The following is a 14,608-nucleotide window of genomic DNA, read 5'->3' as shown; positions in this document are numbered from 1 at the left end:
ATTACGAAAGCGCGCGCCGGGCATGAAGGGTCCTTGGTCCCTTTATTATCGGGACAATGGGCCTAGCCGCGAAATGGTAGATTTTTTCGCATGAAGCTCCCGCGCGGCCGGCTCCTCGACGTCTCGGTCGCGGCGGTGCTCCTCCTGGCGGTCCTCGCGGCGTTCTGGCCCATCCTCGGGCACGGCTTCGTCTTCGACGACTTCGCGCTGATCGTCGAGAACGCCGGCATCCGCGGCCTCGACGCCGCGCGCCTGCGCTGGATGTTCCTCTCCACCCACCTGACCACCTACATGCCGCTGGGCTGGGCGGCGTTCGCCTCGGTGTTCTCCCTCGCCGGGCTCGACCCGGCGGCCTTTCACGCGGCGAACATCGCCGCGCACTGGCTCGCCGGCGTCGCGCTGTTCGCGGCCTCCCGGCGCCTGTTCCGCGCGGCGGGGGACCCGAAGCCGGACGTCCCGGCGTTCGCCGCGGCCCTCTTGTTCTGCGTGCATCCCATCCAGGTCAACACGGTCGCCTGGGCCATCGAGCTCCCGGACATGCTCTCGACCGCGTGCTTCCTGATCGCCGTGACCGTCTATCTGGGCGGGACCGGCCGAGCCCGCCTCGCGGCCGTGTTCGGCCTTTACGCGGTCTCCTTGCTCTTCCGCTGGCGGAGCCTCAGCCTTCCTCTCGTGCTCGTCGCGCTGGATTATTGGCCGCTCGGGCGGCTGCGGGCGAGGCCCGGGGATATGTTCGACCGCGCGCGCGTCGGCGTATGGGCCGAGAAGGTCCCGTTCGTCCTCCTCGCCGTGGCGGCGGCCTCGATCACGCAGCTGGCCAAGAGCCGCGAGCTCTACGAGCCGTCCTTCGCCCCGGTCGCGGCCGCGCGCGCCCTCTGGCTGTATCCCCGGGCCTTGCTGTGGCCTCGGGACTATCTCGCGGTCTACGGCCTTCAGGGCGGCTGGAGCCGGCCGTGGCCGCCCGCCTGGGCCGTCCTCGGCCTGACCGCCGCCGCCGCGGCCGCCCTGTGGCTCCAGCGCCGCCGCCGGCCCGCGCTGCCGCTCGCGGGGGTCTTCTACGCGGCGGCGGTGCTGCCGCCGGCGCTCGGCGCGCAGGACGGGATGGTCTACGTCTACCTGGCCTACGGCTACCTGGGCTGCATCGCCTTCTTCGTGCTCGCCGGGTCCGCGGTCCGCGGCGGCCGCGCGCTGGCCGTCGCCTGCGCGCTGGGGCTGGCCTTGATCGCGGGCTCGAGGCGCGAGGTCCGGCATTGGAGCGGCCCCGTGACCTTCTGGAGCCGCGCGGTCGCCCTCGACCCCGGCTTCGCTCCCGCCCGCGGCCAGCTCCGCGAGGCCCTGCTCAAAGAAGAAGCCGCGCGGTAGGCGACCCGCGCGGCTTTTCTCCCGTCTCGAACGCGCTCTATTAAGGCAGCAGGTCCGTGGTGCAGTTCGTCTGGCTGCAGCTCAGCGTGCCGGCGGGTCCGACGTAGGTCACGGTGTAGGCGCCGTACGGGGCCGGGGCCGCGGGGCTGCGCAGCAAGGTCGCCGAGTACGTGGCGGCGCTCCTGGGCGCCCTTGAGCGTGGAGAAGCAGGACGTCGCCTCGGAGAAGCGGCCCTTCTCGACGACCTTGAAGTACTGGGGAACGGCGATCGCGGCCAGGATGCCGATGATGAGGACGACGACGAGCAGCTCGATGAGGGTGAAGCCCGCCGTGGACCGCTTGATGTTCCGTTTCATTGTTCTCTCCCGGTGCGTCAGATGAAATATTTTAGCAGAAGCGCGCGACATGATACACAAATTCGCGCCGGCTGTTAAGTAAATATTCTCATATGCCGCTGGCGGAATGCATATCCGAGTCTCGCCTCGGCTCCCGGGGAGCGGGGGAGCTTTAAGGCAGGAGGTCCGTGGCGCAGTCGGTCTGGCTGCAGGTCATCACGCCGGACGGCCCGACGAAGGTCACGGTGTAGGCGCCGTACGGGGCCGGCGCCGCGGGGCTGCGCAGCAAGGTCGCCGAGTAGGTCGCGCCGCCGGTCAGGGCCGGGACCGCGAAGTTCTTGCCCGCGGCGCAGGCGGTGTCGAGGGCGGCGAGGGTGCCCGCGTAGGAGTTGTTCTTCAGGTAGTAGCGCTCCTGCGCGCCCTTGAGCGTGGAGAAGCAGGAGGTGGCCTCGGCGAAGCGGCCCTTCTCGACGACCTTGAAGTACTGGGGGACCGCGATCGCGGCCAGGATGCCGATGATGAGGACGACGACGAGCAGCTCGATGAGCGTGAAGCCGGAGCGGGCGCGTTTTCCAAGGTGGATGTCCATCCTCATAGCTCCCCCTAGACGACATATCCTACAAGCCGGAGTCTAACACAATTTCGACGCGAAACCGCAAAAAAAACCCCCGGAGCGGCGCGAGCCGCCCCGGGGGGGTTTTCTCGACCGGGCCGTTAGGGCAGCAGGTCCGTGGTGCAGTTCGTCTGGCTGCAGCTCAGCGTGCCGGCGGGTCCGACGTAGGTCACGGTGTAGGCGCCGTACGGGGCCGGGGCCGCGGGGCTGCGCAGCAAGGTCGCCGAGTACGTCGCGCCGCCGGTCAGGGCCGGGGCCGCGAAGGCCTTGCGCGCTCCTGGGCGCCCTTGAGCGTGGAGAAGCAGGACGTCGCCTCGGAGAAGCGGCCCTTCTCGACGACCTTGAAGTACTGGGGAACGGCGATCGCGGCCAGGATGCCGATGATGAGGACGACGACGAGCAGCTCGATGAGCGTGAAGCCGGCCTGGGGCCGCTTCAGCGCGCGCCACGTTTTGAGTTTCATTCTTTTCTCCCGCGGAAAACGACCGAACCGCTGTCCCGAGAGTAGCAGTTCGCCCGGCGGGGCGCCTGTGCGAATTGTGGTTGAAATGTGAATTCGCTATGATGGCGCATGCCCCGCGTCTTGGTCATCGAGGATGACCCCAAGATCGTCGAAGCCATCGAGAAGACCTTCTCCATGGCCTCCGGCTTCACCACGCGCTGGGTCTCCGAGCCGGGGAAGGCCCTGGGCGAGGCCATCGACTCCAAGCCCGACCTGATCCTGCTCGACGTTCGCCTGCCGGGAGGCGACGGGCGCGTGGTGCTCAAGTCCTTGAAGTCCAACGCCGCGACGAGTTCGATCCCCGTCATCATGCTGACCGGCATGTCGAGCGAGGGCGACAAGGTCCTGGCCCTGAACCTCGGCGCCGACGACTACGTCGTCAAGCCGTTCGGCGCGATGGAGCTCCTCGCCCGCGTCCAGGCGGTGCTCCGGCGCGCGGGTCCGGGACCCGTCTCCGGCCGCTCGGCGGCGGCCGGCGGCCTGCGCATGGACGCCGAGTCCCGCCTCGCCGAGATCGACGGCAAGCCGCTCAAGCTCCAGGCCCGCGAGTTCGAGGTGCTTTTCCTCCTTCTCTGCCACGCGGGCAAGGTTCTCTCGCGCCAGTTCCTCATCGAGAACACCTCCGCGTACGGTGAGGCCGTCGAGACCCGCAGCCTCGACACGCACATCAAGAACCTGCGCAAGAAGCTCGGCAAGCGGGAGTCGCTCCTTCAAACCGTCCCCAAAGTCGGCTATCGCCTTGCGCCCTGAACGCCGGGCCGTCTACTTCGCCTTCCAGGGTCTCCTGATGTCGGTCGTCCTCCTGCTCTTCCTTTATCAGGGGCCCGGGCACGAGGGCTGGGTGTCCCGGCTGTTCGTCCTGCTCGCCTATCTCGCGTCCTCGATGACCTTGATCCGCGTCGTCCCGGACTCGACGCTCGCGCGCGGCTGGTTCCAGGCCGGTCTTTTCCTCTCGGACGCCGTGCTCGCGACCGTGATCCTGAGGTGGATCCAGCCGCGCACGGAGCTGTTCCTCATCTACACCTTGATCGTCTTCGGCTCGGCGCTGACGCGGAGCGCGCGCCAAAGCCTCGTCGTGGCGGCGGTGACCATCGCCCTGTACTTCATCCACTGGTGGCAGCCCGGCGCCTGGGTCCCCCAAAGCCCCGTGTTCTGGCTGCGGGCCCTCTTCCTGGTGGTCTCCGCGGCGGTCCTGGCCATCCTCGCCCGCGACTCCCAGGTGGCGCAGGAGGAGGACAAGCGGCGCTACGACGAGCGCCTGATCCAAGTCGAGCGCCTGGCGACGCTCGGGCGCGTCGCCGCCGAGGTCGCGCACCGCATCAAGGGGCCGCTGACCACCATCGCCGTCAACGCCGAGGTGGCCGCGCACCGCCACGGGGACGACCCGAAGACGCTCAAGGAGCTGGCCCAGATCGCCGAGGAGGTCCAGCGCTGCAAGGAGATCCTCAAGAACCTGCTCGACCTCGGGCGCATCGAGGAGATGGACATCGAGTCCCTCGACCTGCGCGTGCCCGTGGAGCGGGCCCTGAAGTTGATCGGTCCTCAGGCCGCCGACCGCCGGCTCAAGCTCGAGACCTCGGGGCTCGAGCGGCCGATGAAGACGCGGGGCGACGAGTCGCTCGTCCAGGAGGCGCTGCACGCGCTCCTGCAGAACGCCGTCGAAGCCTCCTCGCGCAACGGGCGCGTCCGGGTATCGGCCCGGACCCTCGGCGGCCGCCACCGGCTGAGCGTCGAAGACGACGGCGCGGGCGTGGAGCGCGGCGACCTCGAGAAGATCTTCCAGCCCTTCTTCACGACGAAGAAGGACGGGTCCGGCCTCGGCCTGTCGGCCGCGCTGCGCATCGCGCAGAAGCACGGCGGCACGGTCGAGGTCGACAGCGCCGGCGCCGGCCGCGGCGCGACCTTCACGTTGGTCCTTCCCGCCGCCTAAAACGGGATTTTCACCACAAAGACACAAAGAACGGCAACGGGAAGAATGGTAACGGCATAGGCGTTGCCGTTAACTCTTTATCCGTTGCCGTTCTTTGTGTCTTTGTGGTGAATCGCCGTCGCCGTTATCGGCCGACGGGGGACCAGTGGGGCGTGACGCTGGAGCCCGGCACGTCGGCCATCAGACGGGGCGCGGAGCCGTCGGCGTCCATCACCCAGACCTGCGCGCGCTTGCCCCGCGTCGAGGAGAACGCCAGGAAGCGGCCGTCTGGCGACCAGGCCGGGTCCTCGTTGGAGCCCTCCCCGTGAGTGAGCTGGCGCAGCTGCCCGCCGGTGATGTCCACGAGGAAGATGTCCATCTTGTCCTTGTTGTGGGCGCGGCCCGCGAAGGCGATCCACTCGCCCGTCGGGGACCAGGCCGGGGCGTCGCACCAGTTGAGGCTCGTCAGGCGCGTGACTTTCTTCGTCGGGATGTCGAGGACGTGTATCTGAGGGTTGCCGGAGCGGTCGGAGATGAACGCCACCTGCCGCGCGTCGGGGGAGAAGGTCGGCGTGCTGTCGGCGCCGAAGTGCGAGGTCAGCCGTTCGGCCGCCCCGCCCGCGACCTCCTTTAAATAGAGGTTGGGGCTCTTGCCTTTCGACAGCGTCATCAGGATCTTCGTCCCGTCGGGCGAGAACCCGCCGGCGATGTTGAGGCCCTGCTCGCTGGAGAAGACCTTAGAGTGGCCGGTCTCGAGGTCGAGGAACCAGAGGTCCGGGTTGCCGTCCTTGTAGCTGGTGTAGGCCAGGCGGCGCCCGTCGGGGGAGAAGCGCGGCAGCAGCGAGATCGAGCGGTTGTCGGTCAGGCGCTTGACCGAGTCGCCGTCGTAGTCCATGACCCAGATCTCCTTGTGGCCGGACTTGTTGTTGGCGAAGGCGATGCGCGTGCGCGCGATCCCGTCGCGCCCCGTCGCGGCCTTGACGATGTCGTCGGCGATGCGGTGGGCCAGCGCGCGCATCCAGGCCGCGTCCTGGCGGTAGTAGCGCTCGAACACCGTCTCGCCGCCCTCGGCGTTGGCGAGCTTCACGCGGACGGAGACCTTGTCGGCGCTCTTCGACGCCTTGGCGGTCAGGCGCCAGGTCGCGCCTTTCACGGGCTCCGCGGCGACGTCCTCGTCGGTCACCTCGAAGCGGCGGGAGAGCATCAGGTCCTGGCGCACGACCTCGCGCAGCTCCTTGGCGAGCAGCGCGTCGGCGGCGACCTTGGGGTCCTCGGCCTCGAACGGGGGCAGGGCCAGCCCGGGGTTCGGCTGGCCGGCCGTGCCCGTCAGGGCGAGCTTGACCTCGGTCTGGGCCGAGGCGGAGGCGGCGAGCAGCAGGACGGCGAGCAGCGCGCGGGAGGTCATTTCTTGGGCTTGGCCAGGCGCTTGAGCACGGCGGCGGCTTCCTTGGCCTCGGGACTCTTCGGGAAGTCGGCCTGCACGCTCTCGAGATAGGCGCGGGCCTCGTCGCCGGCCTTCTTCAGGTTGATCAAAGACAGCGCGTAGTGCAGGCGCGCTCCCGGGGTCTGGCCGCTCTTCGGGTATTTATCCAGGACGATGGCGAACTGGCGTCCGGCCTTTTCCCACTGCTTAAGGCCGTAGTAGGCCAGGCCCAGGTCGTAGGTCGCGACGTCGAGGAGCTCGCCCTTCGGGAAATCGCGCAGGTACGCCTCGAAGCCCTTCGCGGCCTGCCCGTAGTCCTTGGCCTGGAGGCGCTTCTCGGCGGTGTAGAACACGTCGGTCGCGCCGCTCTCCCGCTTGGCCTCGGCGAGCGCCGCCTTCTGGTCCTCGAGCCCCTTGGTCTGCGCTTGGGTGATGGTCTGGCCGAGCGCGGCCACCTTGCCCGAGAGCTGCGCGCCGAGGTCGTCGAGCTTGACCGAGAGCTTGCTCATGTCGCCCTGCGACGCCTTCACGGTCTCGGTGTAGGCGGTCAGCTCCTCGCGCAGCTGCTTGATCGAGACGGACAGGTCGGCCTGGTTGGCCTGCAGGGAGCCGACGGTCTTCTTGAGCTCCTCGACCTGCTCCTTGAGCTCGTCGGACTGCTGGGAGAGGTCGAGCACGTCCTTCTGCGTGGCGATGCAGGAGGACAGCATCAGCGCGGCCGCCGCGAGGACGGCGGAACGGCCCGCGTTCACTGCGCCGACGCGCCGGCCTTGGCGCGCACGCCGGTGACGGCGCGGCGGTTCTTCGACCAGCACTCCTCGGTCTGCTCGGAGCATTCGCCCTGCTCCTTGCCGAAGGAGATCGTCGCGATCTTGCGGCCGTCGACGCCGAGGCGGATGTAGTAGTCCCGGACCTCCTTGGCGCGCTTCTGGCCGAGGGCCAGGTTATAGGCCACGGTGCCGCGGTCGTCGCAGTGCCCGGCGACGAGGAACTCGGTCCCCTTGCGCTCCTTCATGACGGCGGCGTTGGCCTTGAGGATGTCGAGCGTCTCTCCCGAGAGCTGGGCGCTGTCGTAGTCGAAGCGGACGGTCTTGATGTCCGCGTCGGCCTCGAAGCCGGAGCCGCGCAGGCTGGCCTCGACGACCTCGGCGCCCGGCGGAAGAGGGGCGGCCTCGGTGCTTTCGCCGGCGGCGGCGGCGCCGGCCTTCCCGTTCTTGCCCGCGGCCGTCTTCTTGGCGGGGGAGGTGCACGCGGCGAGGAAGGCCGCGGCGAGCGCGAAAGAGAGTAGTTTCTTCATGGGCCTATCATACAACAAACGAAATGGGGCTCGCTCAGGACGCGGTCGAGGCGGTCTTCTTGAGCACCTCGCCCTTGGGGCCGATGTCGTAGTAGATGGGCAGGCAGGTGCCGATGTTGACCTGCATGATCTGCTCGGGCGTCAGCTTCTCGAGCTCCATCAGGATGGCGCGCAGGGAGTTCCCGTGCGCCGAGACCAGGACGTTCTTGCCGGCCTTCACCTCGGGGAGGATGTGGGCGTCGAAGTAGGGCAAGGTCCGCGCGGCCGTGTCCTTGAGGCTCTCGCCGTTCGGCGGCTGCACGTCGAACGACCGCCGCCAGATGTGGACCTGCGCGTCGCCGTACTTCTTCGCCGTCTCGGCCTTGTCGAGGCCCTGGAGGTCGCCGTAATGCCGCTCGTTGAGCGCCTTGTCCTTCTTGACCGGGAGGTCCTGCTGGCCGATCTCCTCCAAGATGATGCCCAAGGTCTGCTGGGCGCGCTTGAGCTCCGAGGTGAAGGCGACGTCGAACTTGATGCCCTTGAGCTCCTGGCCGGCGCGGCGCGCCTCGTTCTCCCCGAGCGCGGTGATCGGAACGTCCACCCAGCCGGTGAAGCGGTTCTCCAGGTTCCACTGAGACTGTCCGTGGCGGACGAGAACGAGTTTGCCCATGTCAGGCCTCCTTAGGTCCCGCGAGCATCTCGCGGATCGTGCGGCGGAATTCCTCGAGCCTGACCGGCTTCGGCAGGAAGCGGGCCCCGGCGGAGTCCGACACCTCGCTCATGATGTGCTCGGGGTCGGCCTCACCGCTCATGAAGAGGATCGGGGTGCTCTTCGTGGCGTTGTTGCGGCGGAAGGACTCGAAAAGGTGGGAGCCTGTGTTGCCCGGCATGTGGTAGTCGAGGATGATCAGGTCGGGCTTGACCTTGCGGGCCATCTGCATGCCCTCGACGGGCTCCCCGGCGGAGGAGACCTCGTGGCCCTCGTGCTTGAGGATCTCGGTCAGGATGGAGACGATCTCGAAGTCGTCGTCGATGATGAGGACCCGGGCCATGGACCTCATGATAGCGGATTTTCGGGGCGCAGACGAGTCTTGACGCCGGCCGTTCCGGGGCTACACTAAGGAAGTGACACGCGCGGGCCGAGCCGGCGCCCTCATGGCCGTGGTCTGTCTCGCCGCCGGGTGCGGCCGGACGAAGGCGGTGATCGTCTCCGAGGAGCGGGGCGGCTTGTCGGAGCCCCCCGTGGCGCTCGTCGGACGCAAGTCGCCGCTGCCGCCCGTCGAGGGCCGTGACCCTCCCGTCGAGCCCGTCGCCGTCCCCCGCGCCCCCGCCGCGGACGCGTCCCGCGACAAGATGAAGGCGGCGCCGCCCCCGCCGCGCGCGCCCGAATCACCGGCCGGGCCCGCCGGCGGCGAGGCCCTGGGCCAGGAGGCGTCCGCCGGGCGGCCGCCCGGCCCGGCCGGGCCGCGCCCGGGCGCGGGCGGCGTCCAGGGCGAGCCCGAGGTCCGGCGGCCCGACGAGCTCACGCCCCTGCCGACGGAGCGGCCTCAGCGCTACGCCTCGCCCGCTCCGCTCAAGAAGGTGCTGACGCCGCTGCGCATCGGCGACCAGCCTCTGGGCGACGCCGCGGCCGCCGACGCGGACTCCGAGATCGACGTCTCGGCCGAGCCGGCGGCGTTCCCGCCGCAGCGGACCGCGGCGCTCGACGACGCGGTGCCGGACAGCGTCGTGGTCGACCCGGAGGAACTGGGCTCCTACCACGTCCAGGTCTCCTCGAGCCCCTCGTTCGGCGGGATCCTTTTCGACAAGGAGTACCCGTTCATGGCCGACATCGACCTGCGCAAGGACCTGCTGACGATGGAGGTCAAGTCCGGCCGCTACTGGCTCCGCTACGGGCTGGTGGACCTGCTCGGCTTCCATCACCCGTTCTCGAAGCCCCGGCGCATCCTGCTGAGCCCGGCGGCGCGCTAGCCCGGCTATCCTTCGAGCTTCGGGTACGGACGCGGCGAAGGCCAGGTCACGAGCGCGGCGAGGAGCAGGCAGGCGACCCCGAACAGATCGAACCACTCCTCCCCGGAGGGGCTGTTCCAGTCGGGCTTCCAGCGGCAGTAGTCCAGCGTGATGGGGCCGGTCTTGAACCGCGAGACGGTGAGCGCCGTGTCGGTGAAGGTCTTGCCGCCGGCCGAATAGGTGAACGTGATCCAGGGGCCGTTGATCCCGGGGCCCCAGCTCGTCCGGTATCGCTGGAGGTCGAAGTTCACCACCTGCGCGGTCGTCTGCTCCCTCCACAGCAGGATCGAGAGCGCTTTGAACGCGGTGAAGGCGGCGAGGAAGAGCAGGAAAAAGGGGAGGAGCTTCCGGCGAAAGTCGCGCATGCGCGCATTATAGACTTTATCGCGGCGTCAGACGCGGCGCGAGCCGCGGCCTTCGGCGGAGTAGGCGCGGGCGAGGTCGGTGCCGCGGCGGCGGACGCCGGACTTGCCGGCCTTCATCTTGTACATCGCGGAGTCGGCCGCGCGGACGAACTCGGAGGCGTCGCCCGAGGGGGGGAGCTGGGCCACGCCCCAGCTCGCGGTGACGCCCTCCTTGGCCAGCGGCTCCGCGGTCTTGACGATGCGGCGCGCGACGCGCGCGCCCTTGAGGGCGGTCGTGCCCGGGAGGAGGAGGACGAACTCGTCGCCGCCGTAGCGGAAGCAGAGGTCCACCTCGCGGCGCACGCTCTCCGTCACGGCGCCCGCGAAGGCCTGGAGGATGCGGTCGCCCTCGAGGTGGCCGCGCTTGTCGTTGACCTGCTTGAAGCCGTCGAGGTCGAAGACGACCATCGCGAGCGGGTCTCCCTGGCGGCGGGAGCGGGCGGCCTCCTCGCGCAGGCGGTCGTGGAAGTGGCGCTGGTTGTAGAGCCCGGTCAGGTCGTCGGTGCGGGTCATCTCGCGCAGCCGGCGCTCGAGCTCGACGCGGTCGCTGATGTCCTTGGCGATGCCGAGCGTGCCGATCACCCGGCCGCGGGCGTCCTTCAGGAAGGAGAGGGACATGCTGACGTGGAGGATCCGGTCGCCCGAGGCCTTCACGCGCATCTCGTGGTTGTGCAGGCGCCCGTCGGGGCTGGCGCGCAGGAGCTTCATGAGGTTCTCCGCGCCGGCGCGGCCGTCGGTGTAGAAGTCGTGGGCGGGGCGGCCCGCGGCCTGCTCCGCGGTGAGGCCGAGCATCGCCTCGGCGCCCGGCGAGAAGTAGATGATCCGGCCGGTGATGTCCGTCGTGCAGATGAGGTCGCCGGAGGAGGCCACGATGGCCTCGAAGTACTCCTTGACGCGGATGAAGTCGGTCGAGAGCGCGATCAGCGGCCCGCGGGTCCGCTGGTGATTGGGAGGCATATCGCTAATTTAGCCGGATTACCGGACCGTCGACAGGGGCGTAGGTCCCGACGGGCGGGGGGTCAAAGGGCCCAGGCATAATAACAACAGTTACCAATAAAAAAGGCCCGCCGTCTAGGGGGTCTTCTTGCGGCGCTCGAGGGCGGCGAAGGTGCGCTCGATCTTGGCCTTGAGCGCGTCGATCTCGACGGGCTTGACCAGGTAGTCCACCGCGCCGAACAGGAGGGCGTCGTTGAGGGTGCCGGCGTCGGCGAGGCCCGAGACAACGATGATCGGTATGTCCGAGGTCTTGGCGTCGGCGCGCAGCTCGCGCGTGAAGCTGATGCCGTCCTGGTCGGGCATCATGATGTCCATGAGGATGAGGTCGGGGCGGCGCTTGGTCAGGGCCTCGCGGGCCTTGGCCGCGCTGGGCGCGCACTCCACGTCGAAGCCGCCGAGGCGCAGGGCCTGGTCGTAGAACTCGCAGATGGAGGCGTCGTCGTCGACGGCGAGGACGCGCTTCTTAGCGTTTGTCATGATCGCGTCCAGTATAGCCGCCTTCCGCCCAGCTGTCCAGGCTCAGGCGCGAGGGACCGGCGCTCCACGCGAGCCAGCACAGGCCGGCCAGCGCCGTGTCGAAGATCAAGCCTTGGGTCAAGGTCAGGTGGACCCCGTCGCCGAAGCAGCCGCAGTTGGGGAGCTCGATGCCTTTCGCCTTCACCGTCAGGAGCGCGAACAGGAAGGCCGCGAACAGGGCGCCGGCGGCGGCGGCGGCGGCGCGGAGCCTCAGGCCGAGGATCAGGGACCAGCCGACGACGATCTCGACCCAGGGCAGGAAGGTCGCGGCGGTGAGGACCATGTCCCGGGGGAGCACGTCGTAGGAGCCGATCACGACCGCGAACTCCTCGGCCGGGCCGGCCGCCTTGGCGGCGCCGGCGTAGACGAGGACCGCGCCGACGATCACGCGCGCGGCGAGGCCCAGGGCGGGGGGGATATTCACGCTCATTTCTTCAGCTCCTTCTCGACCCAGGGCGTCCCCATCTCGGCGAGCTGCCGCGCGCCGACGAACCGCTTGCCGTTGATGAAGAAGGTCGGCGTCGAGCCGACCCAGGCGTTGTCGCCGTCCTTGGCGTCCGCGCTCACGGCGGCGTCGACCGAGGGATCCCGGCGGCAGGCGCTCCAGGCGGCCAGGTCGAGCTTCGCGTTCTTCGCGTAGGCGGCCATGCGCTCCTCGAACTTCTCGGCCGGCCATTCCGACTGGCGGTCGTACAGGTCGTGGTGGAACTCCCAGAACTTGCCCTGCCGGCCGGCGCACTCGGAGGCGATCGCCGCGGGGCGGGCGAACTTGTGCATGCGCTCGAGCGGGAAATGCTTGAAGACGAGGCGGACCTTGCCGTCGTAGAGCTTCAGGAGGCCGCGCATCGGCGGCTCGGCGACGCGGCAGGCCGGGCACTCGAAGTCGGAGAACTCGACGATGGTCACCTTCGCGCCGGCGGGGCCGAGGGTGCGGTAGTCGGGCGCGGCGGGCGAGTAGGGCTTGACGCGCCCGCGCGCGACGAAGAAGGAGCCCGCGCTGGCGGCGAGCACGAGCGCGGCGGCGGCGATCCGGCGGGTCAATCGGTCCATGGCTGGAGGCATCATAGGAAATTAAAAGCCCCCTTCGCCGCGAGGGCGAAGGGGGCTTTCTCGGAACGGACGATCAGCGGACGAGCTTGTCGGCCGTGGGCAAGCCGGCGCCCTGGCCGATGTCCGGCACTCCCGGAAGCTTGACCGACGCGGCCGCCAGGGCCGCGCGCGCCTGCTCCGGCGTCGCTCCCTTGTGGGTCGCGACGTACAGCGCCGTCAGGCCGGCCACGTGCGGCGTGGCCATCGAGGTGCCCGACAGCGTGTCGTAGTCCCCGCCCATGTACGTGGACTTGACGTTGACGCCGGGGGCGATGACCGCGACCGATGGGCCGCGGCTCGAGAACGAGGCGAGCTTGTCCTTCGAGTCCGAGGCCGCGACCGCGATCGCGCCCGGATACGCGGCGGGATAACCCACCGAGCCCCCGGAGTTGCCGGCCGCCGCGATCAGGATCACGCCGCCCTTGCGCATCGCCTCGACGGCGTCGGCGAGGGCCTGGTTGCCCGAGTTCGCCCCGAGACTCATGTTGGCGACCTCCATCTTGTTCTCGACGGCCCACAGCATGCCGGCGATGACGTCGTCGAAGGTCCCGGAGCCGTTCTCATCGAGGACCTTCACGCCGTACAGGTCGACCTGCGGCGCCACGCCGACGACGCCCGCCGAGTCGTCCTTCGCGGCGATCGTGCCGGAGACGTGCGAGCCGTGGCCGTTGTCGTCGTTGAAGGTCGCCGCGGTCGAGATCGCGTTCCAGCCGCCCTTGAGGATGCCCGAGAGCTCCGGGTGCGTCATGTCGACGCCGGTGTCGATGACGACCACCTTGACGCCCTTGCCCCGGGTCGTGCCCCAGGCGGCGGGCGCCTTGACGCGGGCGATGCCCCACGGCGTCTCCTGCGCGCCGGGAGCGGTCGGCGCCGGCTCCTCGGCCTGCTGCTTCACGGCCTTGAGCCCCTCGATGCCCTTGAGGATGCCGGCCGCGCTCGGGACGGCGAAGTCGACGCCGCGGGCGTCGGCCATCTTGAGCCAGTCGATCCTCGGGTCCAAGTCCACGCGCTTGACCTCCGCCAGCGCGCGCAGCTTGCTCTCCGCGATGCTCACCTGCGTCGGGTGCTCGATGACGACGGCGTTGATCAGCCGCAGCTCGCGCACGACCGTGCCGCCGGCGGCCTTGGCCAGCGCCACGCGCTGAGCCGGGCTCGTGCCCGGCTGGAAGACGACGATGCGGCGCTCGCCCGCGAACGCGGATGAGGAAAGACCCAGGAGCGACAGGACCAGGAGTCCCGCCAGTTTGAAGCCTCGAACCATATACACCTCCGTAACGTTCTCGCCGCGACCCCTCGCGGCGCCCGACCAAAAACCATATAACATATTTCTAGGCCGCAAGTCCTATATTGATATAGGTCTTTAGGGTAACCTTATCCACAGGGTGGATATCCTGTGGATAAGTCCCGGGGGCTCGTCGGGGGAGGCCCGCCTCGAGGCCGCGCCCGGCCGAGCTATGACGCCTCTTCAGCGCGTCTCTTCGAGCTTGCGGCGCGCGAGCGCGAAGCCCGGGTCCAGGCGGACGGCCTCGGTGTAAGCGTCGGCCGCCTCCCGCCCGCGCCCCAGGGCCGCCAGCGCGTTGCCGTGGTTGTAGAACGCGATCGGCCACGTCGGCGCGAGCTCCGTCGCCCGGCGCAGGGCCGCCTCGGCCCGCCCGTGCTCCCCGGCCCCGGACAGCGCCACGCCCAGGTTGTTCAGGATCTTGTAGTCGGAGAAGTCGAGGCGGGCGGCCTGCTCGAGCCGCTTCAGGGCCTCGCCCCGGCGTCCGAGACCGGTCAGCGCGGAGGCGAGATTGAGATGCGCGGCCGCGACGCCGGGGTCGGCGGCGACGGAAGCCCGGAGCAGCCTTTCGGCCTCGGCGTAGTCCTTGCGTCCCACCGCGTCGGCGCCGAGGTTGTTGAGCTGGACGGCCAAGGTCGGGTCGAGCGCGACGGCGGCCCGCTCCTCGCGGAGCGCCTGGTCGACGAGGTTCGCGCGCCGGTAGTAGGCGGAGAGGTTCACGCGCGCCATGACCGAGGCCGGGTCGACGGCCAGCGCGCGGCGCCACAGCGCCTCGGTGGAGCTCCAATAAGAGGAAGCGCGCGCGGTCAGCCCCGCGCAGGCCAGGAGCGCGGCGGCCGCGGCCGCCGTGGCCGGGGCGCGCAGCGCGGCGCGCCGCCGCGCGGCCCATAGGCC

Annotated in this window: 16 protein-coding genes and 3 pseudogenes; 4 read left to right on the top strand and 15 right to left on the bottom strand. The window is 69.5% G+C overall.

Annotated features, from left to right (window positions below; all coding sequences use genetic code 11):
• The first annotated feature begins 90 nt into the window (after positions 1–90).
• Positions 91–1,362, top strand: coding sequence for a hypothetical protein (locus tag HYV14_07380; GenBank protein MBI2385818.1), 1,272 nt, complete (start codon positions 91–93; stop codon positions 1,360–1,362).
• Between the two features lie 251 nt (positions 1,363–1,613).
• Here HYV14_07380 and HYV14_07375 read toward each other — a convergent pair.
• From HYV14_07375 to HYV14_07365, 3 pseudogenes are all read right to left on the bottom strand, one after another.
• Positions 1,614–1,718 (bottom strand): annotated as a pseudogene (locus HYV14_07375) (prepilin-type N-terminal cleavage/methylation domain-containing protein).
• 460 nt (positions 1,719–2,178) lie between these two features.
• Positions 2,179–2,286: pseudogene (locus HYV14_07370) on the bottom strand (prepilin-type N-terminal cleavage/methylation domain-containing protein).
• Between the two features lie 370 nt (positions 2,287–2,656).
• A pseudogene (locus HYV14_07365) lies at positions 2,657–2,773 on the bottom strand (prepilin-type N-terminal cleavage/methylation domain-containing protein).
• 108 nt (positions 2,774–2,881) lie between these two features.
• Here HYV14_07365 and HYV14_07360 point away from each other — a divergent pair.
• Entirely contained in the window at positions 2,882–3,562 is a 681-nt protein-coding gene (locus tag HYV14_07360) for a response regulator transcription factor (protein MBI2385817.1), read from the top strand.
• A complete protein-coding gene (locus HYV14_07355; protein ID MBI2385816.1) occupies positions 3,552–4,742 on the top strand; it encodes an ATP-binding protein in 1,191 nt (396 codons plus the stop codon). Before HYV14_07360 ends, HYV14_07355 begins: the two co-directional genes overlap by 11 nt.
• 124 nt (positions 4,743–4,866) lie before the next feature.
• Here the strand turns inward: HYV14_07355 and HYV14_07350 are convergent, their stop codons facing one another.
• Genes HYV14_07350 through HYV14_07330 form a run of 5 tightly spaced genes read right to left on the bottom strand, consistent with a single transcriptional unit; the run spans position 4,867 to position 8,472 of the window.
• Positions 4,867–6,126, bottom strand: coding sequence for a PD40 domain-containing protein (locus tag HYV14_07350; protein MBI2385815.1), 1,260 nt, complete (start codon positions 6,124–6,126; stop codon positions 4,867–4,869).
• A complete protein-coding gene (locus tag HYV14_07345; protein ID MBI2385814.1) occupies positions 6,123–6,896 on the bottom strand; it encodes a tetratricopeptide repeat protein in 774 nt (257 codons plus the stop codon). Before HYV14_07345 ends, HYV14_07350 begins: the two co-directional genes overlap by 4 nt.
• Complete coding sequence (locus HYV14_07340) at positions 6,893–7,441, bottom strand: OmpA family protein (GenBank protein ID MBI2385813.1); 549 nt, start codon at positions 7,439–7,441, stop codon at positions 6,893–6,895. Before HYV14_07340 ends, HYV14_07345 begins: the two co-directional genes overlap by 4 nt.
• Before the next feature lie 34 nt (positions 7,442–7,475).
• Positions 7,476–8,090 carry a 2,3-bisphosphoglycerate-dependent phosphoglycerate mutase gene (locus HYV14_07335; protein MBI2385812.1) on the bottom strand — a complete coding sequence of 205 codons (615 nt, stop codon included), beginning with the start codon at positions 8,088–8,090 and terminating at the stop codon, positions 7,476–7,478.
• 1 nt (position 8,091) lies between these two features.
• On the bottom strand, positions 8,092–8,472 hold the full coding sequence (locus HYV14_07330; protein ID MBI2385811.1) for a response regulator: 381 nt from the start codon (positions 8,470–8,472) through the stop codon (positions 8,092–8,094).
• 73 nt (positions 8,473–8,545) lie between these two features.
• On the opposite strand from HYV14_07330, the gene HYV14_07325 reads away from it, so the two are divergent.
• Complete coding sequence (locus HYV14_07325) at positions 8,546–9,391, top strand: hypothetical protein (protein MBI2385810.1); 846 nt, start codon at positions 8,546–8,548, stop codon at positions 9,389–9,391.
• A 5-nt stretch (positions 9,392–9,396) separates the two neighbouring features.
• Here HYV14_07325 and HYV14_07320 read toward each other — a convergent pair whose 3' ends face one another.
• The 7 genes from HYV14_07320 to HYV14_07290 form a co-directional block, all read right to left on the bottom strand.
• Positions 9,397–9,795 (bottom strand): hypothetical protein, encoded by a 399-nt coding sequence (locus HYV14_07320; protein ID MBI2385809.1) that lies wholly within the window; start codon positions 9,793–9,795, stop codon positions 9,397–9,399.
• A gap of 27 nt (positions 9,796–9,822) precedes the next feature.
• Entirely contained in the window at positions 9,823–10,791 is a 969-nt protein-coding gene (locus HYV14_07315) for a diguanylate cyclase (protein MBI2385808.1), read from the bottom strand.
• A 114-nt stretch (positions 10,792–10,905) separates the two neighbouring features.
• Positions 10,906–11,307 (bottom strand): response regulator, encoded by a 402-nt coding sequence (locus HYV14_07310; GenBank protein ID MBI2385807.1) that lies wholly within the window; start codon positions 11,305–11,307, stop codon positions 10,906–10,908.
• Entirely contained in the window at positions 11,294–11,776 is a 483-nt protein-coding gene (locus tag HYV14_07305; GenBank protein MBI2385806.1) for a DoxX family membrane protein, read from the bottom strand. Before HYV14_07305 ends, HYV14_07310 begins: the two co-directional genes overlap by 14 nt.
• A complete protein-coding gene (locus HYV14_07300) occupies positions 11,773–12,396 on the bottom strand; it encodes a thioredoxin domain-containing protein (protein MBI2385805.1) in 624 nt (207 codons plus the stop codon). Before HYV14_07300 ends, HYV14_07305 begins: the two co-directional genes overlap by 4 nt.
• A 73-nt stretch (positions 12,397–12,469) precedes the next feature.
• Positions 12,470–13,696 (bottom strand): S8 family peptidase, encoded by a 1,227-nt coding sequence (locus HYV14_07295; protein ID MBI2385804.1) that lies wholly within the window; start codon positions 13,694–13,696, stop codon positions 12,470–12,472.
• A 204-nt stretch (positions 13,697–13,900) separates the two neighbouring features.
• A partial coding sequence (locus HYV14_07290; protein ID MBI2385803.1) for a tetratricopeptide repeat protein occupies positions 13,901–14,608 on the bottom strand: 708 nt, incomplete at its 5' end.

This window comes from Elusimicrobiota bacterium (genome assembly GCA_016182905.1).
In the GTDB taxonomy this organism is placed as follows: Bacteria; Elusimicrobiota; Elusimicrobia; order UBA1565; family UBA9628; genus GWA2-66-18.
This window is presented reverse-complemented; position numbering and strand designations above follow the sequence as displayed.